Genomic DNA, 23,915 nt, shown 5'->3' with positions numbered 1-23,915 from the left:
CTACGTTTTTTTATGCATATACCACACTTTTATTTATTATCAAATAACTATTTTTTATAATTACAAATATAAAATATATTATTTTAAGGAGTTGTTTATATGAAAAACAAAAGATTTTTAGCTCAACTATTAGGTATTAGCATTATGGCATCCACAATTTTTTCATCTATTAATGTACCTGTTCTACTCGCTTCTACTTCTTTAAGTAATGTTACAGTAGAAAATAATAACCAAGTAGATAATGAGAGTTCTACATTAAGTGAATCTAAACTTGTTATTTCAGCTACCGGTGGAAAGATGGAAACCGCTGGAGATAGTTTTCAATACTCTTACTTACCTGTAACAGGTGATTTCACTGCAACCTTTAAAGTGGCAGAGCTAAAAAACACTTCTTCTAATTCTCGTGTTTATCTCATGGTTAGAAATGGCCTAGATGCCACCTCACCTCACCTTTCTGCAGGTATCAAAGGCAGTAGTTCAGGCAGCTATGAACTCAGATTACCAGATCGTAATAGCGGCTCTTTAAGTGGTGCTGGTCTTAATCAATACATACGCATTGAAAAAATAGGGACAACTTATAAACTCTACACCTCAAGTAGTACTGATTTCTCAAGTGCAAAAGCTATAAAAACATATGATACAACAACTAAAAATAATACAAGTGAATTAGGTAACGCTGCTGTTAATGTAGGTATTGCTGTATGTGATGCTACTGCTACCATTGATTATTTTAATGTCGTTGATCAAAGTGGCAATACCATTTACAACTTAAATAACGACCAAGGTGGCGGAGAAATAGAAGCTACTATTACTTCAGTAACAGCTCCTAATGCTATAACTGTTTATCAAGGTGATACTGTTTCACTCCCTGCTACTGTAGAAGCCACTTATTCAGATGGATTAAAAGCCCAAGTAAGTGTTATCTGGGACAGTGTGAATACTTCTACTGTTGGTACCAAAACTGTTAAAGGTACCATCGCTAACTTTGCTGCTGGCACTAGTATAAAAGTAACTGTTTTAGAAAAAACATCAGCAGCTACTATTACTTCAGTAGCAGCTCCTAATGCTGTAACTGTTTATCAAGGCGATACTGTTTCTCTACCTGCTACCGTAGAGGCGACTTATTCAGATGGATCAAAAGCCCAAGTAAACGTTACCTGGGATAGTGTAGATACTTCTACTGCTGGTACCAAAATGGTTAAAGGTACTATCGCTAATTTTGCTACTGGCACTAGTGTAAACGTAACTGTTTTGGAAAAAGCACCAGTAGTTACTGGTTCAACTATCTATGTATCTCCAACTGGCAGTGATAATGGTCTAGGTACTACATCAAGTCCTATGTCTATTAGCAAAGCAATCACTTCTATCCAACAAGGTGGTACCATTTATTTAACAGGTGGTACTTATAAGTTAAATAAGCAATTAACTATAGCTGAAACCAATAGTGGTACAGCCTCTAAGATGAATAATTTAGTTGCTTTAAATGGTGCTGAAGTTATCTTAGACTTCTCAGCTCAGACTTATGGTGAACCTTCTACTAATGAGCGCGGTATTCAATTAGATGGTAGCTACTGGTATATCAAAGGCATCACTGTACAAGGTGCTGCAGATAATGGTTTCTTTGTTTCAGGTAAAAATAATAAACTCGAGCTCTGCGTTGCTAGAGCAAACCGAGATACAGGCATACAAATCAGCAGACGTAACTCCAGCTTATCTTCTATGAAAGATTGGCCTGCTAATAACTTAATCTTAAATTGTACTTCTTATAATAATAGTGACCCTGCAACGGGTGAAAATGCAGATGGTTTTGCTGCAAAATTAACTTGTGGTGAAGGTAATGTTTTCGATGGTTGTATTGCCTACAATAACGTAGATGATGGTTGGGACTTATATGCAAAAACAGAAACAGGTCCTATCGGTAGTGTAGCTATTAAAAACTGTATTGCTTTTAGAAATGGAGCTACAACAGATGGACACTTTACTGCTAATAGTGATGGCAACGGCTTTAAATTAGGCGGCTCTGGTATCGCTGTTCCTCATCGTATTGAAAACAGTATTGCTTTTGAAAATAAAAATCACGGTTTCACCGATAATAGTAATCCTGGTACAATTACGCTCAAGAACTGTACCAGTATTAATAATTCCTTAGATAATGGTGGTAAGAGTAATTTCGACTTTGCTCGTGATAAATCTAAGTCTAACAATGTACTCATTAACTGTATTTCCTTTAGTGAGGGTAAGGTAGCCTCTGATAAATATATTGGTAAAGCTGAGAACTGCGTATTTTATGGTGGTGGTAAGTGGTATGAATTCACCACTCTAGCATCAGCTAATAGTACCCTTTCAGATCTTCGCGGTACACAGATTACTGGTCCTACGGCTAGTGACTTTGCTACTTTAACTGCTCCAGCTATTGGAACAGACTTCCACACATTGTGGAGAAATTCAGATGGTTCTATTAACATGGGCAATGTCTTTAAAATTGCTTCAAACAGTACCTTTGCAAATCGTAATTTAGGTGCTAATCTTTCTAAATAAAAATTTGTCTGAGCGTTTATAAGGAATGCTGCTGGGCGGAAATGAGAGGATAAGGGCTACCTTCCGGAAGTTCGCTAAGTGCTTCTAAAAAATACTACGAAGTCATTCCTACAGGCAGCCCTTATTCTCTCATTTCTTATAAGCAGTATTGACCTCATGAACGTTCAGCCAAATTTATGACACCGGCTGAACAGTTTCACTTTCTTTATCGTTACGTTTCATATCCCCTTGATGATTGCTTCCCATATCACTTAGATTAATACTACTTGCATCTACTAACTTATCTGAAGCAGTTTTTTGTCCTTCTGTAGTAGAAGGAATCTCACCATTTAATTGTTTTCTAATACTTTCTGTTCTAAGGTTGATAAAGCTTTTCAAAGTGGTTACACCCTTTTGGAACTCATCATAAGTATAAAAACCAGTAGGATCCTTTTGGATATAAGGACTAATCATTTCTGCTACTCGGTCAATTTCCTTTTCTACTACGCCATTTTCTAAGTGATTCTTTAAGAACTCATCGAAAAGCTGGTGATATTGTTCTTTATAAGTAGCATTACTTATGAGTTGCCCCCATAAAGGTCTCTCTTCCTCTGTGGTACCAGATAACGGTGTATCAATAGCCATATTCACCATTTGTGTGGCTGAGTTTTGTGTATTTTCGTTAAGTACCTCTTGCTTATCTGTAGGTGCTTGATTTTCTACTGTATTTTTAGCTTCTGATGTTTCTTTATTTGCTGCAGTACTTTGGCTGGCTGTAGCTGCTTGGTCTGCCAAATTACCTTGTGGTTTTGTGATATCTTGATTTGGTGAAGCTCCTTTAGCATTGGTTCCTTCTGATACATCAGCATTACTAGCACCCTCTTGTCCTGGCATACCATTAGGTCTTTCCATATTTCTGCCTCCGCCCATGCCACCACCAGCACCTCCAAAAGCACCAAAGGCTAAGTTGTAATCCCAAGGTAACATAGAAAGCTTGCCATCTTCTTCATAAAGATAATAATTATGCAGCATAGTACCTGTATAGCTATCATAATTATCAACGAAGTTATGCACAACAAAGTAACGTAAGGTAGCATCAATATCCACAACTTCCTCTAGATTCTCCCCAGTTGATAATTGTTTAAGAGAAGCAATTAAGCGTTCTTTATCTGTATCATCTATCTTCGTTTCAGCGTTATCAAAGATATTAGCATAGCTACTTGCTTCATCATCTACATATTTAAGATCTGCGCCTTTAGCTTCCATTCCACCCCCCATGCCTTTTCCTCCATCTGGTCTCATTTGCCCTGGATCAAAACCTTCTGGCATGTTTGGCATATTCTCTGGGCTAAAGTTCTCCGGTATGTTTGGCATATCAGTAGGTAATTCACCTGACTGATTATTAACCGCATTAGTAGCTTCTGCGTTAGTAGTAGCCTGGTTCTCACCAGCTACTGGAGCTGCCCCTTCTGGCATATTAGGTGCCACGCCATTATTACCAATCTTATCCTTACCGCCTTGCACCATGTTATCAATATCTGTAGCTGGTTTATAAAGTTCACCATGGTCTTCACCATAGTTTCTATCTAGGAAAGAACTATCAATATCTTCTACATTCAAGTAAAGCCCCCATTCTTCATCATTAATGGTGATGTAGCTATAACTTACATAAGGGGAAGCCACACCAAAATCACCCATGAGTTTATAGGATAGATAATCCTTCATAAAGGTAGCATCTTGAATAATATTATTAAGCGAAAGCTTTTCTAAACCATAATAATCTTGCTCTTTATCAAACTTATCGAACTTAATTTTAAAGCTATAACGATCCGAATCTGAATGAGCTACTTGTGTTAAAGAGGAATTTCCCTTAGTTCGTAAACCAATGTTCTTATAATTTTCTCCATCAATAGTAATATTACAAGAATAGTACGTTTCATCCAGCGGATTTGTCACTAAGTCCTGCCAATCTTCATCTGCTATTTCAATATTAATAGTATGCACATAAGAAGCATCAAATAATTTATCTGTGTATTCACAGTCGGTAGAAGTTTCTTTGCTGTTTACTTCCCTGGCAATAGTTGTATCTTTATTGACACTATTAGCCTCAGCACTATTACAACCTGTTAGCGTAATGGCAAGTGCTACTAGGCCTATACCAAACTTTCTTAATGCCTTCATCTCTATTCTCCTTTATACTCATTTATTCATGAAAAATAACAATTTGCCTATTATCACTTGAGTATACTGAAGCTTCCTTAAATTAATCTTAAATTTTCCTTCCGAAATGAATCTCTTTATGACAGTTTGGACATAAAGCTATAGTATTATCTACTATATCTTCTCCACCTTCTGCTATAGACTTTATATGATGAACCTCTAAATAAGGCATACCATCTAAAGCACTTATAAAAGGGGCCTCTTGCCCACATTTCTCACACTTACCTTCGGCTAGCGCTAGTCTTGTGGCTATGACAACAGGATTATATTCTAGGCAGGTGGTAGTTGTAATAATTCTTTTAGGCTTCTTAGGTACTCCCTGCAAAAGCTTAGCTCTTTCCTCTTCACTCAACTTTTTAGCCGCCGCTAAGTCTTCTTGCCACTTAGCTTTTAAGGTTTCATCTGAATGATTAATCTCTACTTGGTAAGTAAAAATTTTCTCTAGGTAAGTAGCCACTTCTTCTTCACTTTTCTCAGGATAAGCTTCTTTAATGCCTGCCTTCACTACCCCTTGATATTTTGAAGAAGCAACGCTTACTACTTTCCTCTCTTTACTGGTTATAGTTTTAATTGGAACGCCTAGGTACTCTCCTAATTCTACTTCCTTATCATACCAAGCACTGCTTCTGCCTTTTTGATCTCGTATCTCTTCATACTGCTCTGCTGTTACAAGATACATTCTACCTATTGTCTCACCATACTTATGGGTATCTAGAAACATAACCCCCTTATAGTTCCAACTTGGACTACTGTTTCCTATATATACCTCATAAGGAATAAGGATATTTCGACTTGCCAAAGGTTCCTTTTGATTCACGCAACCATAATACTCTTTATGATTAAATTGACAAATTCCCCCTTTAATATAGTGTAAGAATTTTTCATAAAGCAGATCGGCACCATAGGTCACATACCAGATGTAATTCCCTTTGATGATAACACTATTCTTTTTTATCTGATATCCTAAAAACTCATCTATCTCTGCCCTTTTTATTTCATTTGTTTCATATCGAGCCTCATCACTATTCCAAAAAATATTTTCTTCAATGTCTATATCAGCTTGCCTAATATAATTATTAATTTTTAAATTGAGGATTGCATTAATAACTGCTTCTTTATCACTATCCATATCTTCTGCGAGCCTTTTAATGGTAATAGGATAAAGCTGTATTCTTAAATACGCGATTATTAAAAGCTCTAGTTCATTTAATGTCAATAATAAGTTCATTTTCATTTCCCCCTAAATATGCCTATTTTTATCCCTTTATTAATATACTATCTAAACCTTATGGGAGATTCAATAAATTTTCTAGTTATGCATAATTTTTTGTATTAACCAAGACGCATAAAAGTGCCTCAAATAGATAGTTAATGGTTCCTATCTTTTGAAGCACTTAATATAATATGTATTTTATTCTTTCGTTATTTCTTTTATGGTGCATTTAGAGCACAGACCGGTAAGTGTAAGGTCAAGCTTGAACAACTGGTAACTACTGCCTAAAGGTACTGCGGCACGTATCTTCTCAATATCTGCCTTAGGAACATTCTCAATGTAGCCACAACTCTGACAGAAGAAGTGGACATGGTCACTGCAACAAGAATCATAGTGATCGATACCTTGGTGCGATGCCACACGTCTTATTTTACCCAAATCTTCCAGTAGCCTTAGATTCCTATACACTGTTCCAAGACTTAGCCCTTGAATTTCACTCCGCAAGGCATCATACACCATTTCCGCTGATGGATGATGTTCCTTAGAAGATAGAAGGTATTCATAAATTCTTTCCCTCTGCTGAGAGTAGCGGAGCTTCTTTCCATCAGCCATTATTTTGACATGGCATTGAGGAACCAAATCGTCTTGCTATATTCCATTAAGTCACCCTCCATTGCACTGACGATAGGATACTCATCATCTAATGCAGCAGCTTTACGGATGTTTTCGGCCTGTGATTTAAGAATCTCCATATCAGAAAGAACAATTGCTAGAGCTTCTGTAGTTTTGATTTTCTTAGAAGCTAGTTCCTGAATGGAAGCTAATTCCAGATATTCTTTCATAGAAGCTGCAGGAGTGCAGTCACTCATCTTTAATAACTCTGCCACGCTGTCCAGTACACCTGCAAAGCCATCATATAAAGTCTCCAGATATTCGTGAACTGCCTTAAAATCCTTTCCTACTACATTCCAGTGCAGATTGTGCAGTTTTACATAAGATACGCCAATGTTGGCGAGATAACGGTTAAGTTCTAAAGCTAATTCTTTTTTCATATTTATATCCCCTTTTCTATGTGTTTTTAAAATTTTATGTTATTTAATATTATTTATTTTTCTTAATATTATGTTACCACACCACCTCTTTATTGTCAATAATGATTCTCATTATTATTTTTTTATACACTTTATTAATTTTTCTTTTGACTATCTATAGCAAATTTCTATGCACTCTAACATCTAAACAGTTATAATTAATTTATTAATTATTCAATCAACCATCTCTTTATTGCTATAATAGTTTAAAGCCTTTACTGCTTTTTATATTTTCTAGTACCGAAAGGAGTATTAATAATGGACTCACAAGCCTATGCTATATCAGATGCATTTATTAAGAAAACCAAGCGCACTTATTTATGTATGTATATCTTTATCCCTATTGGTATCTTCCTTATGGCAGCTCTATTATTATTTGCTGATGGTGATACTGATAACCTCTCCTTATTTATCGGGGTTTTCATAGGCATTACTGCCTTTGTTGAAATCGAGCTTCTCATTGTTAGCAAAATCATGCTTAAGAAAGTTAAAGAAAATACCCTTACCATAGGACCTGATTTTCTTCAACGATCCGGGAAAAAAGCTGAAGATCCTATAGCGTTTCAGCACATCCAAAAACTCTACATAAAAAAAGAAGCGATAGGTGATATCGCTTACATTAATATTCAAACAAGTACTAAGACCATTCGCTTATGTGGCTTTGAAAACTTAGAGGAGATTGCAGATCTACTAAAAGCTACTGCTGTGCATGCTTCCATCAAAGAAAGCCAGTACAAATTAGACTACAATCATCCTGTTATGTTCGCTCTTATTTTCTTCTTTTCACTTGCAGTGTTTTATCTCTTTAATGCCAACTTATCTCTTCCACTTAGTGATCTTGTTTGCTTAGGCATGGGCATATGGTTTCTACTCTTTAAACCTGTATCTAAAGCACAAGGTAAGCGCTTCAGATTATTTGAAATTATTGTTGGTGCCTTAATCGTATTAGGCATTGGTATGCAATATTTGTCTATGCTACTAGGATAACCTAGTAGCATTTTCTTGTTTTAGTATCCGTATCTCAATTTAAACTTCCTATAACCTTCTATTTAATAGTAATCACTTCTTCTTTAGGTAAATGAATAGGCTCTCCTTTTAAATAACCATCGAAAAATTCAAGGATAGTTTGATTTACATATTTCATACATGCTTTGGGATTAACGCTACTTGTTCCTAAAGCTTTTGCAAGTATAGGTGCCACCATTGGTAAATCTGTAAAGTTCATATGTCCTGCATTCATGATGGCTATTTGATAAGAATCCTTTTGACTAGCTGACGCAATGGTATTCGGATAGATGTCTTCAATGTTTTTTATTTCTATATAAGACTCACCATTGTAGAAATTCAGGATTGGTACCGGATAAGGCTCAGTAGTGACTTGCTCCTGACCATTCTCAAATCCCGTTTCTTCTCCTAGCATAGTCCCATCTATAACAGCTACTGCTTTAATCTCCAAATCACGACGTCCTAAATCTGCTGCTGTTGCACCACCTAAGGAGTGTCCCATAAGTCCTATTTTCTCTAGGTCAATCATACTAAAGACTTCATCTTTATCACTAGGTAACTCTACTAAACTTTTAATTTGATTTAAGCAAAAAGTCATATCTTCTGTACGAAGCTTAAGCCAACCTTGGGTCATTTCATATTTTTCCTCTCCCATTTGTCCCGCTTCATCTATTAGAAGTTGATTCACTTCATTCATAAAGCCTTGATCAAACAAAAGCATTTTACCATCTGTTTGCTTCGTAAAAGCTGCATGATAAGTGTGGTCAATGCTACATACCACATAGCCATGGCTTGCTAGCTCTGTATAAGTAGAAGTATTACTAGCCCTTATGCCAAAGGCTCCATGAGAGAAAATAACTAGAGGAAATTTATCTTCTGCTTTTTCTTCACTTTCCTTTTCCTTGGTAGGATACCAAAACTGAACCGTAATACTTCTATGGTCTGCCTCTTTAGTAAAGGTCTCATCTCTACTCTCATCTGTCCAAGTATAAGTTACTGTTTTTACACCGTAATCCCCGGTAGGAGCTATCTCATTATCTTGCGGAAATACTAGAGCTGGCACTAACATAAAAAGTAATAAAGTACTCTTTAATGCCACCTTTGCTATTGTTTTGCCTTTCGTAATCATAGTTAACTTCTTACTTTTTAATGCTTTAAACACAGCAATTATTGCTTGGATTAAGAGAATAAGACCTAAGCCATACCATCTAAAACTCCATTTAATGATTGGACTAATAACTAAGAGAATAAATATCAAAAGCTCTGCTAGCCTTACATTTGCCTTATTGGTATAAAGCGGCGACTTCTTCTTAACACTTAAGATCCCTAAGGCGATTTCTACACCTATTACTCCCAACAAAATAATCATTGCTATCATCATAATCTCCCCTTACTTTTTGATTTGTTAATAGTATAGGAAATTTTTTTTATCTTGTGTGGGTTTTGTGAGTCAAGTGCATAAAGTGCCTAGTCAAATGCATACAATTAACTTTTTTGCTTTTTGGCTCTCATTTTTTGAATACTTTCATTAAGCTTTGCATCCTTTTCTCTATAGCTTAAATACATCATTAAATAGACAATACCATAAATAACAAGGCTAAATCCTATAACAATAAGTGTTTCTATAAGCTTTAACTGAAACCCACTTTGTAACATATTAGAAAGGAAAACTGGGACTAACACATCTAAAATCTGAACAATCCCTTTTACTATTCCATTACTTACTATAAATTGGTCTGTCAAAAACATTAGAAAAGCTATGACGCTACTTACCAAAAAGATATAAAGAGAATACTTCATAGGAACCTCACTAGCTATGTTTAAGGCTTGAAATATAGCATTAGCTAGCACAACAGCTGTGAATGCATAACAATCTATCATTAAATACTTCTTAAATTGATTCATTTCTACACCCCCTGCTCCTCTATCTTCTGCCTAAAACTCTCTGCATAATGCCTATTCACTATAAGCTTTTCTCCATTTTCTAGCTTTGCTTCCACACGACCATTAAGTAAGGTTCTAATGCTTAAAAGCTTATAAATATTAAGGATGCAGGCGCGGCTAATGCGCTGAAAATTCATTGTCCCTAGCCTCTCCTCTAGCTCATAAAGCTTTTGCTTACACTCATAAACACTATCTTCACAATATGCATAGGTTCTATTATCTACAGTCTCAAAATAAAAAATCTGCTCAAGATTAATAGTAAAAGTCTCTCCATCTTTCTCTCCGGTGATGGAAAATCCATACAACCGAATTTGCTCAATGAGCTTTTCTAGAGATTTATCAATTTGGCCACACCTTACCCTGATTTCCACATCAGACCACTCATCTGACTGTTCTAAAATGAATTTCAAATTTCAATCCCCCTTGCGTACATCACTTGTCATACAGGTACAATCGTAGTAGCTATGGTATAAAGATACAATAATACTACTAGCCATAAACAAATAGACTTGCAAATAGCTTTTAGTCTTAATCCTTTATACTTCTCATCGTTAGTTATGGTGCGATATACTGTTCTGTTCTTAATTAAGATTATAATACCAACGACGCATAAAACAATCCATGATATACCATTAATAATGCCTCCTACTTCACCTGTATTAGTAATAAGTATACTTATTACCACAGAAAACAAGTTATTAGCCATATGCAGACCTATGGCTGGTAAAATAGATTCTTTTTTGATGGTTATATAAGCTAATAACATAGCAAATAAAGTGACACTTATTCCTTGATATAAATTGCCATGAATCAAACCAAATAGTACACTTGTTGCGATAATGGCAAAACGCTCCCCATAACGCTTTAATCCATTCAGTAATACACCACGAAACATATATTCTTCTGTAATCGGTGCAACAATAATCACACAAATCCCCCAGATAATAGTTTCTATTCCTAGTCTATCAAAAATATATATCTCATCTATTTTAAGACTTCTATTAAAATAACCCAGGCCCCAATCTAAAACTAAATAAATCGTGGTTCCAATAGCATTTAAACCTAATACCGCAAGGAAACTTGTCATCATCTCTTGTTTAGTCATGGTTACTTTTTTAAATAGCGCCTTTGAATTTACCTGAATTTGCTTTGCACATCTCATAAAAGGTAGTGTATTGGCAACAAGCATTGTTAAGAGTGTATTAAATGCCATAATGATACCACCATTACCATAGCCTTGTTCACTAAGTAGCTTATCAGTTCCAAAAACTATGCCTATTATAAACATTGATATCCACACAAATACAACACTGATTGCAAGATTACTAAGCATGGCCCTACCTATTTTTTTTATATCCCACTCAATATTGTTCTTTCTAATCTTTCTTAATGCATGCTGATCTTCCAGTGTTATTTCTTGAGTACTTGCCACTTCTTCTTTTAGTAATTCCCCTTCTCTTAGAGACTCCTCTGCTCTTAATGACTCTTCCCCTCTTTGCAGCTCCTCTTCCCTTAGTAGTCCTTCTCCTTTTAGTGACTCCTCTTCTCTTAGTGACTCTTCTTCCCTTAGTGACTCCTCTTCTCTTAGTGGCTCTTCTTTCCTTAGTGACTCCTCTTCTCTTAGTGACTTTTCTTCCCTTAGTGACTCTTCTTCCCTTAGTGACTCCTCTTCTCTTAGTGGCTCTTCTTCCCTTAGTGACTTCTCTTCTCTTAGTGACTCTTCTTCTCTTAGTGACTCTTCTGTACTAGCGCCCTTATCTTCCCCATATAAAAAATTCTCTTTCATTTACATCCCCTTTTCTTTTTATATACTCCTTAATTACACTGTCATATTATTTTATAAGTTATTAATTAATTTTATATTCAGATAACAACCACTTTTATAAATTTGCTCTATAGAAGTACTTACTGGAATTTTACCTATTACAATATCAAATTAAATTATAGAGAGTACGTTGATTTCTAAAGGTGTACACGATAATATTCTGTTGAACCTTTTGCATACCACAACCTAATATATGATTTGCAGTACACCAGTTATACCGATTTTATTCATAGCTACCTTTAATGGCTCAAATGTACTAGCCACTTCTCTTGATGACATACCACTCATGATATAGAAATCAGCATATGTACTTACTAGTTTTACTTAACCTGCTATATCTTTTACTACAACTGGATACCATACTCTCTGTATCCCATTTATATCTACAACTACTTTAACCCATATGATACGATTCTTAAAATCAATCTCATAATCTACAACAAGTACTTCGTATTCTTCTGCTATTACAGCATTTATAGGAGAGCCATAGTTTGGCTCACTATAATACTTATGTCCTTGAGTAAGCTTTACTCCACCATTCTGATAAGACTTAGCCATATAATCTAATTTATCTATAATTGGTTTTTCCTTCGCACCCAAGGCTTCTTTAGCTTCTTCTACTGCTATTTGATATTTTCCTTCAATTATTCCTTTAAATTCTGAATCTGTTAATAGATATAGGTAGTACGCCTCATTTTTGTCTTTTAATGACACGCTATACCAACCTAACTGCTCTCTAGTAATTTTTATATCAGATTCTAAGCCACTATTTATAATTCTTACTGATGTATTTTCCAGCATTGCTTCTCCTAACATTTGCTGCTCTTGTTCTCTTAATAAAAATTGTCTATCACCCGCCACGTCTATCAAAGAATACTTCTTAGTATAGAGTTTCTTATTGCCTTCATAAACTGTAACTGTTCCATCTTCTCCTACCTGTACTATATATAACCTTAGGTCTCCTCTCCAATAACTATCGCTATAGATCGCATAATGTCCTACAAAATCCTCCATGGTTTGCATGCTTTCATAAGTCTCACCACTACTCCAATAAAAAGAGCTCACTTGGCCTATATCCTCTAACAGTACTTTATTAGTTCCATCTTTTTCATACATATTTATTACACCTTTTAACTGTCCATTGGGTAACACTTCTAAGCTACAATAAACAAAATACGCTTCCTCTAAGTCACACGTTATAACTCCCCCACAAGCATCTGTCAACAATTGTGGTTTTTTCTTTATATCCCTTAGAACAAATAAATCATTATCTTTAGTCTCATAAAAAAAATAATCATCTACTACGCCTTTTCCCCGTAGCTCATTCCCTAAATTCTTTACCTCTCCGTTTTGTATGAAATACACGTTATTCATAGCATCCTCTACAACCAGATTATTGCCATTATTACTTGTAAGGTAGTAATCCACATTATTAGTAATGACTTCATTACTAATAATAGCGTATTCTCGCTCTTTATTTAACTCAAGTAAATAAAGACTCTCCCCTTTAAGGTAATAAACCTTGTCCTCTTCTTTACAAAATATATAACTTTCGATACCATCAACAAGTAACTGAGTTTTATTATTAGGTCCTATTATAAATAATCTTTTATTATCTGATGCATTGAGGCCGTAACAAAGAAGACTCTTTCTATTTGACATAAGATTTATGCTATTTCTAGAATAACCTAAGCTCATCTCTTCATTTATTTGTATAGGTCGACTACGTTCGTTTGCCTCATTATAAATATAGTATCTAAGCTCATCTCCATTCTGTGTTACGTAAAAATAAGTATCTTTATCAAGCTTAAAGCAATCAAATACATTTTCTGAAATAACTGTAATCTCCTGATTAGACTCTGTTGCAAAAATACTAATTTTCTGTAGCTCCCCTCCACTACTAAAAACATAATAGTAACCTCTCTCATAATCTATCTCTATTGCCTCATCATTCCCTATACATTCACTTTTTCTCTTCTCTATATCGTAGTAGTATTCTCCACGTTCGCCTATTTTGGAATAGTGTACCATCCGCTCATCTGCCACAAATCCCTCCACTACTACATTCTCCGCTATCATAATTGGCTCTTGACCAGGCCTTGTCCAATATAAATCTTTTCCTGAACAATAAAGAATAACTTGACTCTTTCTACTTAGATAATACTGCCCTTCATCTACATCCTCAGCAATAAGCTGCCTTTCTTCTCCTGCCTTATGATAATATAGAGTGCCATATGAGTGATACAACTTGTCTTCATTCATATAACCTAAAAAACTATCATTCATATTTTTATTTAACTCTTCCCCCAATATTGGACTCACCAAAACACTTCCCAATAGAAATGTGATACCTACTATCTTCCACAACTTTTTCACACTAACTCCCCCAGACATAATTATTAGAATATTTTAAATATATTATATCATGATTAATTAACAAAATGCATTATATATTGGTCCCCCTTAATCTCTATTCAAAAAGGGACGTCACACTAAGAAATTAATGTCGTCCCTTTTTCTACATAAAATACAATAGCCAGGCTTCGAAAAGCCTGACTGTTGATGTAAAATATATTTATGCTACTAAAATTATTCTACATAAAAATATGTCTCTTTGAACCGTAAGTGCTCTACACGAGATATTGAAATAACATATCACCGTGATACTGATTCCCTTTCTAAAAGATATGGAATTATATCTAAGTTTTTAATACTATAAGCCATAAACAAATAGATTTGTACATAGCCTTTAGTCTTAAATCCATATACTTTTCATCATTAGTTATAGTATCATATACTGCCCTTTAGTAATTAATTATTTTTAAATATGTTAAAGTCTATTAGGAATAGCTTTAACGTAGTTATACAACTCTATTTTTCTTCTATGATAAACTCCAAGAACTCACTACATCCCTCATAAACATCTTCATACGTCCTATCAAAATCCCCTGTATACCATGGGTCCGCAATATCTCTGGGACAGGAAGAAAAGTCTAGCAGTCTATAGATTTTTTTCTTAGGATCATCACCTAATATTCTACGCATATTGGTGATATTTCTACTATCCATCCCTAAGAAATAATCATACGCATTGTAATCCTTTTTTGTTAACTGCACTGCACACTTGCCATCAGTTAAAATGTTATATTCCTTTAACTTACGCTTCGTTCCATAGTGAACACCATTACCTATTTCTTCTGTGCTTGTTGCTGAAGATGCTATGTAGAATTCTTGACTAAGTCCACGTTTATTCACCATATCTCTCATTACAAACTCAGCCATAGGTGAACGACAAATATTGCCGTGACATACAAACATTACCCTGATCATCTTCTTCCTCCTTTAATCACTCAAAAGGCTACTTCCAAAACTAGTTGAACTAGCTTTAGTAGTAGCCTTCTTCTCTTTAGTGAGCTAAGCCATCAATATATTCACATGCAGCAAGGCCTGCAATAGTACCATCACTTGAAGCTGTTGTTAACTGACGTATGGTTTTGGTACGACAATCTCCAGCAACAAAGATCCCCTCTGCATTTGTTTTACAGTTTTCACCAGCAATAATATAACCTTCAGGGTCTAAGGCTACCATATTGGCACAAAAGTCGTTGGCAGGTATTTGCCCAATTGCAACAAAAAGGCCATCTAGGGGTAAAAATGTTTCTTCACCTGATTTACTTTTTATGTCTATTCCTTCTAAACGCCCTTCACCATGTAGCTTTGTAGCAACACTTTCTAAGATAAAGGACACATTTTCCCTAGCCTCCAGTGTTTCTACTAAACGTGATTCTGCTCTAAAGCTATCCTTTCGATGAATAAGATAGACCTTTTTACAATAAGCAGAGAGAAAGATGGCATCTTCAACAGCAGTATTACCACCACCTACAACTGCCACTTCTTTGCCCTTGAAGAATGCACCATCGCATACAGCGCAATAGGATACACCTAAGCCTGTTAATTCTTGTTCTCGTTCTAAGCCTAATGCTCTTTTGGTGGCTCCTGTTGCAATGATAATACTTTTACATTCATAAGTAGCTTGATCTGTTCTCACAACCTTTTTATCAGGAAAGCCTTCTATTGAGGTGGCATTCTCATATTTAATGGTTGCTCCTAATGAAAGTGCTTGCTCATAGAGAGCAGATGCAAAGTCAGCACCCGATATATGTTTAATCCCTGGGTAATTTTCTATTTCTTTAGAACTAACAATTTGTCCGCCAGGCAAATATCCTTCAAGAAGTAAGGTACTCTTACCTGCTCGTGACGTATAGATTGATGCAGACAAACCAGCCGTACCTGCACCAATGATAATGACATCGTACATAATTTTCTCCTTTCCTACATATCTCATAGATATGAGTCTTCTTTCTTATTCTATGCCTTTATCATACTCCCTATTAGAAATCTTTTCTATAGTACGAACTTTATTCTTTATACTTTTTTTATTATTAAAAAAATATAAAAGCACGCAAAAGCCTCACTATCATGATGCTTTTGCATGCTTTATTCCTAATCTTACTGAATTTCATTATGGAATTCTTGCAAAGATTTAATCGTATGCCCCTTGCCAGCTTTAACGGCTTTGATCCCTTCTACAGTAGCGCTGGCACCTGCCATAGTCGTTACGTAGAATACACGTTTTCTAATAGCTGCTTTTCTAATGTAGCTATCATCATCTGCTCCTACTTTATCATTCGGTGTATTAATGACGATTTGAACTTCATTATTAGTAATAGCATCTAAAATATTAGGACGACCTTGATTTAATTTAAAAATCTTTTCTGCTGGGATACCATTAGCCTTTAAAAGGTCTGCTGTTCCTCTTGTAGCAACAATCTTAAAACCACATTCAGCAAAGCCTCTAGCTATTTCTACTACTTCAGCTTTATCCCTATCATTGACACTAATAAGCACTGTTCCCTCTAAGGCAATCTTGGTTTGCGTAGCTTCTTGAGCTTTATAAAAAGCTTCTCCAAAGTTATCTGACATACCAAGCACTTCACCTGTAGATCGCATTTCAGGCCCTAGAAGTGGATCGACTTCATGGAACATATTAAATGGGAAAACAGCTTCTTTTACGCCATGGTGATTAAATACCCTGTCCTTTAGTGCTGGTACAGGTGATGGTTTATGAGTAATCTCACTGGTGATAATCTCTGTTGCCAGCCTCACCATCTGAACATTACATACCTTTGAAACTAATGGTACTGTACGAGAAGCACGTGGGTTGGCTTCTAAGACATATACCTTGTTATCTTCAATAGCATACTGCATATTCATTAAGCCGCGAACACCCATTTCTTTAGCAATACGTTTAGTATAGTCTTTGATAATCGCCACATTTTCTTCTGAAATATTGAGAGATGGCAGAATACAAGCAGAGTCACCTGAGTGAATACCCGCAAGCTCAATATGCTCCATAACCGCTGGTACAAAAACATTTTCTCCATCACTTATGGCATCAGCCTCACACTCCATAGCATTATGTAAAAATCGATCAATTAAGATTGGACGATCTGGTGTCACGCCTACTGCAGCTTTCATGTAGACTTCAAGACTTTCAGCATCATGTACCACTTCCATGCCACGACCACCTAATACATAAGAAGGTCTCACCATTACCGGATAACCAATACGCTTAGCAATAGCTAAGGCTTCCTCTACATTCACAGCCATTCCAGACTCTGGCATAGGGATTTCTAGTTTCTCCATCATGGCTCTAAATAAATCTCTATCTTCTGCAAAATCAATAGTTTCTGGACTCGTACCTAGAATATTAACCCCTGCTTTTTTAAGATCAGCTGCTAAATTAAGAGGTGTTTGACCGCCAAACTGTGCAATAACGCCAAGAGGTTTTTCTTTTTCATGGATGCTTAAAACATCTTCTAAAGTAAGAGGCTCAAAGTAAAGCTTGTCAGAAGTATCATAATCTGTTGAAACAGTCTCCGGATTACAATTGATCATAATGGTTTCAAAGCCCAGCTCTTTAAGTGCAGTAGCTGCATGCACACAGCAATAGTCAAATTCAATCCCTTGACCAATACGATTAGGACCGCTTCCCAAAATCATAATTTTAGGTTTATCTGTGCTTACCTTTGTTTCATCTTTAATATGATAGCTAGAATAGTAATAAGCCGAGTCTGGTGTTCCACTTACATGAACCCCTTCCCAAGCTTCTGTAATGCCATATTCAAGGCGTTTAGCTCTTACTTCTTCTTCAGGTACTTCTAGCAGCTTCGCTAAATACTTATCTGAGAAACCATCTTGTTTAGCTTGAAGGAGTACTTCTTTTTCTAGAACAGTTCCTTTCCTAGCAATAAGAGTATTTTCTTCTTCTACTAATTCTTTCATTTGCTCAATGAAATAAGGTTTAATCTTGGTAAGGTTAAAGAGTTCCTCTACAGTAGCACCTTTTCTAAGGGCTTCATACATGATGAATTGTCTTTCACTAGTTGGGATATGAAGCTGGTCTAAAAGCTCTTTTTTAGACTGCTTATTAAAATCTTTGGCAAAGCCCAGTCCATAGCGGCCTGTTTCAAGACTTCGGATGGCTTTTTGGAAAGCTTCTTTATAGGTTTTACCAATACTCATAACTTCCCCTACGGCGCGCATTTGTGTGCCTAATTTATCCTCCGCCTTTTTAAACTTCTCAAAAGCCCAACGTGCAAATTTAATAACCACGTAATCTCCATCTGGTTTGTACTTATCTAAAGTCCCGTATTTACCACAAGGAATATCTGCTAAAGTAAGTCCTGCCCCTAACATGGCTGATACAAGGGCAATAGGAAAACCTGTTGCTTTAGAAGCTAAGGCTGAAGAACGAGAGGTTCTTGGGTTAATCTCAATTACAATAATACGGCCTGTTTCTGTATGACGAGCAAACTGTACATTAGTACCACCTATGACCTCTATCGCTTCTACAATTTTATAAGCTTGACGCTGCAATTCCTTTTGAACATCCTCTGAAATAGTTAACATGGGTGCTGAGCAAAAGGAGTCACCTGTATGTACGCCTAATGGATCAATGTTTTCAATAAAACATACTGTAATCATATTCCCTTTAGCATCACGTACAACTTCTAATTCTAATTCTTCCCAGCCTAAAATAGATTCTTCTACTAAGACCTGTCCCACTAAACTAGCCTGAAGTCCTCTAGCACAAACGGTTTTAAGTTCATCTGTGTTATAAACTAAACCACCACCTGCACCTCCCATGGTATAAGCTGGTCTAAGTACAACGGGATAACCTAACTGCTCAGCAATGGCTAAAGCTTCTTCTACGGTATAAGCCACTTCACTTTTAGCCATTTCAATGCCTAAGCTGTTCATGGTCTTTTTAAATTCAATACGGTCTTCTCCTCTTTCAATGGCATCTACTTGAACACCTATAACCTCTACATTATATTTTTTTAAAATGCCTAATTGATTAAGCTCTGAACATAAGTTAAGACCTGATTGTCCGCCTAAATTAGGTAATAACCAATCTGGTCGTTCTTTGGCTATAATCTCTTCAAGGCGCTCTGCATTAAGAGGCTCAATGTAAGTAATGTCTGCAATACCTGGGTCAGTCATAATCGTTGCTGGGTTAGAATTAACTAGGATAATTTGATGCCCTAATTTTCTGAGCGCTTTACATGCCTGCGTTCCTGAATAATCAAACTCACAGGCTTGGCCTATAATAATAGGACCTGAACCAATAATTAAAACCTTTTTACTCTCCATTAATCACAATCCTCCAAAGTTAAGATTCATGATAGCCCAATAACGCTCTAACCGCTTATATTATTTAGACTTTTCATTATTTATAATTATAGCATAATTATTCACTTAAAATAAAGCATTTATATTATATTTTGCATATTATTATGTTAAAATGCATTTTTAAACATTTTATTGTTTGCTTTGTCAAATTATTATAGTGATTATGTAGAATTTATTTGGATTGTTATTTTATAATTTATAAGCCATTGATTAAGTTGATAATGATGATTTTCATATTTAATTCCATAAAAATCATCAAAATAGGCTATAGCACAACTCTTTATCGTAAGATGTTTGTGTTATAGCCCTTTGCATTTTTGTTTACCTTGATACAAATAATAGTATTATCTCTTTTATCTGTTTCTTACCATTAACCTCATTTAAAAATTCAGCCAACTAAGTTCCAGCACACCTGATTTCTCTATGTTTTCAGTACTATTTGTATTTTACTAAACCATAAATATTTTCATGATGAAGTACCCAGCATTGCTTTAATTCAAAGCTAATAATAAATGCCTCTTGATTAAACATAGGCTCATTATATTTTATAGCATATGCTTGACAAAAATCATCAAGTTGTTGACTATTGACTTTAAATACTCCACCCCTATCATTACCATTGCTTTGCATATAGGATACTTCGGTTACAATATATAATGTTCCTTTAAAACTTGCCAGCTGTCCTAGCTTTGTTAGCATTTCTTGATCAGATGTATTATGGATATCTATTGAAGACCATTTTGTGTCTAACAACATTAAATCATCTATGCTGTGAAACTTAATATTAAACTCTTAATTTATTCTATTTTTCAGCTCTTCCCTTGTTACTATGGTATACATATCATATCTCCCCTCTGTATATATTCTTTAGACAACTATCTACTATAATACTAGATAAATATCCTCAGCTATTACCGCTAGCACTCTATTTCAATAATGTTACTATTGCCATCATATTATCAGTAACAAATGTGATGTTCTTGATTCTCTTTTAATTCACATATATAGTCTCCCCAAATTGTAAATAACCCTTATCACTAGATTAAATACACCTATAATTAACGTTCACAATATACTAATAGTTCAACTCTGCATTCTTCAGCATCCATTGCATCACCGTATCCCATTATACTTTGCTCAGCTCCTATATCAAATAACTTAGCCAGTTCCTCTAACCTATATTCAGCGAAAATATATTTCTCTCTATTTAATATATTTTCCATCTTAGGTAATTCCGCCATTTTATCCTCATGATCAGCCCCATGTATTTCATCCAACATTGAAGCTAGTAATAAATATGTCTCTTCACTTTTTACTTTACCTTCATTAAATGCCTTATATATATCTTCTTCTCCATACTCTTCTTTTAAAAGTCTTACCCATTTATCTGGGCTTCCTTTTAATGCTTCCTTCATTTCTGGTGTCACAGGCTCTCCCCAATAGTCAGGGCAATTATTATATTGATCAATACATTCTCTATTTTCAAAGAGTTGGAGTATTAAAATATCACTATCATAAACCATTGCCGTATATGCTAGTGTTTGGAACTTCTTCGTTAATAGTCTACCTAACTCCTCTAATCTTTCTAATTGACCAAAGTCTGCTTCCTGCATATAAACGCCTACCCATGGCTTCCCTTCTGTCGTAGCTAGCACGATGTCCTCACCCTCAGCACCTTCTTCTGTGCATAACACTAAGCCTTGCTTGTCCATTATTTCTGAAATACTTTCAATAACCTGCTTCTTTGTTTCCTCAATATCTTTTCCCTTACTCCAAACCTGTAAATTTCCTATGTTTGCCCCCATTTATTTTTCTCCATTCTATTTAAATTAGTTTATTGCTTTTATTATGCTATATATTCTAAATATTTTTAATATTAATTCTCGTAAAACATAAAATCTATCATAGGAAAGGGCTATGACACAATTCTTCACCTAAACTGAGCTTCAAAAATACTTTTCATGTTTTATTCATTTGAATAGGCACTACTGTATATTAATCAAATAGTACACGCCTCCCTCTAATATATGTATGTCATTTATCTAAAGTCTCCCTATCCTCATTATAATTTCCATTAGATATTCTACTTCTACTTTTTCTACTCTATCTATTTGCCCATTCAGGAGACAGAGTCCATCACCTAGGTTTAATTGTGCTGCTTCCATCCAGCCTTTGTCTTCTACATAGAAAAGATGAGTTTCTGTAGTGTGAATAGTGGGGTAAATACATGGTTATATACCTTAAATAATTTGTCAAAATTAAGCCTGAGTGTGCCTATTCCCTCTTTTGATACATGACTAGTGTGAGTCCTAATTCTCCCATTATCTCATCTCCCCACTCCACTACAATTTTTTTATCTAGAAATAATTCTTTAGCTCTTTTTTCCCAGAAATACTTAATAATCTTACAAAAATTATTAATCATATGCTCATCATCATAAAGTACAGAATCTCTATTAATATACTCTCCATCGTTCACATCCCAAAAATAGTCGTATACACTCCAACTATTTACCCACTGCTCTACTTCTATTTTATTTCCTTGAAATTGTTCTTCAAGCTTACGCACTGCTTTAATAGCTTCTTCTCCTCTTTCTTCAAACAAATCAACCAAGAAAACATACTCTCCAACTTGTATCATATCCGGCCATAAAATATTAACTGTTGCTAAAAAATCTTCTATATTTACGCCCAGACAAAAGTGATTAAATAAATCACACCCTTTGTAAAGATTAAACTGATTATAAACCGAATGATCTACTGCTCCTTTTATTAACTTAACTTCCATCGCTTATCACCACCCAAATAAACTTTCAACACCTTTTCTATTATTAAAGTAAAATCTAAATAATAAAAGAGATAATACCTGCCAATTTGTAGTATTATCTCTTTTGCTTATCTCTTAAATATTAATTCTAGGTCATCTATCTTAATCTTCTAATAGCAATTCTAAAAATCCCAATATTCCTTTGGATTAATACGTAATAAAGTCTACATCTTTCCATTCTAGGTACCTATCTACTATAACATTTTCAATAGATCTCCATTCATATAGATGATCCTCTATTGTTTTATGTATCTGTTTAGAACAATTAATAATTACTTCTTCTCTTCCTAAGTAAATAAGGTTGTATTTTTTTATATCTTCCTCATCCATGGTGTCTAATATCATATTATAATTTAAACGTTGGTTTTCCACGTATTTGCTAGGGTCTTCTAAAGGCATCATAGGTAATAATGGTGTTTGTCTAATCATTTCTGAGCTAGGTAATTCATCCCCTAACCACTGATATACTTCTATAACAGGATTAATACAGGCTTTTTCTTTATCCCATAGTAATTCTATTACTCTAAATAGTATATATTTATTTAGTAAGCCTTTTTCTTTGCTATACTCAGTATTAAACTTATACGCAAATACATCTCCTAACTTCCACTGGTAAGTGTTAAGTTTCATATGTTCTTGCCCATCGACATGACTTGGAATATTTTCTACCTCCTTCCATACTAAGTATCTATCAATAAAATATTCCTCTATCCATTTATATAAAAACATTCCCCCTTCATTTGTATATCTTTTTTGTTGCGGTATAACGCTTATGGCAGGAGAATTACCCAAATAAAATAAACTTCCTTTTTTTATTTGCCTTTTACTCGATATATCGATATTCCATTCATAAGCTATTGATTTTAACTTTAAATAACCTTCTGGATGTTTTATACCCGTTGAAGGTAATAAACATTCCTTATAAATAACATCTAAACCTGGTAACTCTTTTCCCATCCATTTATACACCTGTACAACAGGTTGTATACTATTATCACTTTTACTCCTTACTAATTGAATAACTCTAAAAACCATATAGTGATTTTCTACCCCCTTTTTCTTGCTATAATCAGAGGTGAATTGATAGGCAAATACATCCCCTAGTTTCCACTCACACTCATATGGTTTTGGAACACGAATTTTCTTTTCTGCTGGCATAGGTGAAAGTAACTTTTCTCTTAATTGTTCTAACACTTGCTCACGTTTTTTATAATCCGTGTTACTACACTCTTCCCATGCTTCTAACCCTTTTCCTGTTTCAAGATAACCTAAAGCTCTAGCCTTAACTCTTTCAGAAAGCCTTCCATATTTCCACTCTAAATCTGCCAGAACTAACCATGCATCTATTGTTTCATCGTCTTCGTCTTCATCCTCACATTCCATTGTATCCTCATATTGTTCTATTGTCAGACGTTCAACTTCTTCTTTTGTCTTTCCTTCTTTTAGCAGTCTCATATAAGTTCCTTTTAAATCTAATGCAAGATCATTCGAATAAAGTCCTGTACCCCATGTTCCCATA

General features: G+C 35.0%; 18 protein-coding genes. 2 read left to right on the top strand and 16 right to left on the bottom strand.

All coding sequences use genetic code 11. From position 1 onward, the window contains the following. The first annotated feature begins 99 nt into the window (after nt 1-99). A complete protein-coding gene (locus EKH84_RS04765; RefSeq protein WP_127065377.1) occupies nt 100-2,538 on the top strand; it encodes an Ig-like domain-containing protein in 2,439 nt (812 codons plus the stop codon). A 174-nt stretch (nt 2,539-2,712) separates the two neighbouring features. On the opposite strand, the gene EKH84_RS04760 is transcribed toward EKH84_RS04765, so the two are convergent. The 4 genes from EKH84_RS04760 to EKH84_RS04745 all read right to left on the bottom strand — a co-directional run bounded on the left by EKH84_RS04760 (nt 2,713) and on the right by EKH84_RS04745 (nt 7,002). Next, entirely contained in the window at nt 2,713-4,698 is a 1,986-nt protein-coding gene (locus EKH84_RS04760) for a CotH kinase family protein (RefSeq protein WP_127065376.1), read from the bottom strand. An 88-nt stretch (nt 4,699-4,786) separates the two neighbouring features. Further along, the gene (locus EKH84_RS22320) at nt 4,787-5,965 is read right to left on the bottom strand and encodes an HNH endonuclease (protein ID WP_207669757.1); all 1,179 of its coding nucleotides are present in this window, start codon (nt 5,963-5,965) and stop codon (nt 4,787-4,789) included. 183 nt (nt 5,966-6,148) lie between these two features. After that, nucleotides 6,149-6,562, bottom strand: a complete 414-nt coding sequence (locus tag EKH84_RS04750; protein ID WP_127065375.1) for a Fur family transcriptional regulator — start codon at nt 6,560-6,562, stop codon at nt 6,149-6,151. Next, nucleotides 6,562-7,002 carry a Dps family protein gene (locus EKH84_RS04745; RefSeq protein ID WP_127065374.1) on the bottom strand — a complete coding sequence of 147 codons (441 nt, stop codon included), beginning with the start codon at nt 7,000-7,002 and terminating at the stop codon, nt 6,562-6,564. Before EKH84_RS04745 ends, EKH84_RS04750 begins: the two co-directional genes overlap by 1 nt. Before the next feature lie 297 nt (nt 7,003-7,299). Between EKH84_RS04745 and EKH84_RS04740 the strand changes: the two genes are divergently transcribed. Then, the gene (locus EKH84_RS04740; RefSeq protein WP_127065373.1) at nt 7,300-8,028 is read left to right on the top strand and encodes a hypothetical protein; all 729 of its coding nucleotides are present in this window, start codon (nt 7,300-7,302) and stop codon (nt 8,026-8,028) included. A 58-nt stretch (nt 8,029-8,086) separates the two neighbouring features. Here the strand turns inward: EKH84_RS04740 and EKH84_RS04735 are convergent, their stop codons facing one another. From EKH84_RS04735 to EKH84_RS04680, 12 genes are all read right to left on the bottom strand, one after another. Then, a complete protein-coding gene (locus EKH84_RS04735) occupies nt 8,087-9,424 on the bottom strand; it encodes an alpha/beta hydrolase family protein (RefSeq protein ID WP_190283489.1) in 1,338 nt (445 codons plus the stop codon). Between the two features lie 107 nt (nt 9,425-9,531). Then, nucleotides 9,532-9,951, bottom strand: coding sequence for a hypothetical protein (locus tag EKH84_RS04730; protein ID WP_127065371.1), 420 nt, complete (start codon nt 9,949-9,951; stop codon nt 9,532-9,534). A 2-nt stretch (nt 9,952-9,953) separates the two neighbouring features. Next, nucleotides 9,954-10,400 (bottom strand): LytTR family DNA-binding domain-containing protein, encoded by a 447-nt coding sequence (locus EKH84_RS04725; protein ID WP_127065370.1) that lies wholly within the window; start codon nt 10,398-10,400, stop codon nt 9,954-9,956. A gap of 29 nt (nt 10,401-10,429) precedes the next feature. Beyond that, nucleotides 10,430-11,776: a CPBP family intramembrane glutamic endopeptidase gene (locus EKH84_RS04720; RefSeq protein WP_127065369.1), complete on the bottom strand. Its 1,347-nt coding sequence runs from the start codon at nt 11,774-11,776 to the stop codon at nt 10,430-10,432. Nucleotides 11,777-12,139: 363 nt separating this feature from the next. Beyond that, complete coding sequence (locus EKH84_RS04715; RefSeq protein ID WP_127065368.1) at nt 12,140-14,191, bottom strand: hypothetical protein; 2,052 nt, start codon at nt 14,189-14,191, stop codon at nt 12,140-12,142. Between the two features lie 495 nt (nt 14,192-14,686). Further along, entirely contained in the window at nt 14,687-15,145 is a 459-nt protein-coding gene (locus EKH84_RS04710; protein ID WP_127065367.1) for a low molecular weight protein-tyrosine-phosphatase, read from the bottom strand. A gap of 76 nt (nt 15,146-15,221) precedes the next feature. Next, the gene (trxB, locus tag EKH84_RS04705; protein ID WP_127065366.1) at nt 15,222-16,133 is read right to left on the bottom strand and encodes a thioredoxin-disulfide reductase; all 912 of its coding nucleotides are present in this window, start codon (nt 16,131-16,133) and stop codon (nt 15,222-15,224) included. A 191-nt stretch (nt 16,134-16,324) separates the two neighbouring features. After that, nucleotides 16,325-19,531: a carbamoyl-phosphate synthase large subunit gene (gene carB / locus EKH84_RS04700; RefSeq protein WP_127065365.1), complete on the bottom strand. Its 3,207-nt coding sequence runs from the start codon at nt 19,529-19,531 to the stop codon at nt 16,325-16,327. 474 nt (nt 19,532-20,005) lie between these two features. Further along, on the bottom strand, nt 20,006-20,323 hold the full coding sequence (locus tag EKH84_RS04695) for a hypothetical protein (RefSeq protein ID WP_127065364.1): 318 nt from the start codon (nt 20,321-20,323) through the stop codon (nt 20,006-20,008). 305 nt (nt 20,324-20,628) lie between these two features. Then, nucleotides 20,629-21,375 carry a hypothetical protein gene (locus tag EKH84_RS04690; protein ID WP_127065363.1) on the bottom strand — a complete coding sequence of 249 codons (747 nt, stop codon included), beginning with the start codon at nt 21,373-21,375 and terminating at the stop codon, nt 20,629-20,631. A 469-nt stretch (nt 21,376-21,844) separates the two neighbouring features. Next, nucleotides 21,845-22,357: a hypothetical protein gene (locus EKH84_RS04685; RefSeq protein WP_127065362.1), complete on the bottom strand. Its 513-nt coding sequence runs from the start codon at nt 22,355-22,357 to the stop codon at nt 21,845-21,847. Nucleotides 22,358-22,543: 186 nt separating this feature from the next. Further along, entirely contained in the window at nt 22,544-23,914 is a 1,371-nt protein-coding gene (locus EKH84_RS04680) for a hypothetical protein (protein WP_127065361.1), read from the bottom strand. Nucleotide 23,915 lies beyond the last annotated feature (1 nt).

Source organism: Cellulosilyticum sp. WCF-2 (assembly GCF_003990395.1).
GTDB lineage: Bacteria > Bacillota > Clostridia > Lachnospirales > Cellulosilyticaceae > Cellulosilyticum > Cellulosilyticum lentocellum.
The sequence above is the reverse complement of the archived record's forward strand: the minus strand, read 5'-3'. Positions and strand labels throughout refer to the sequence as shown.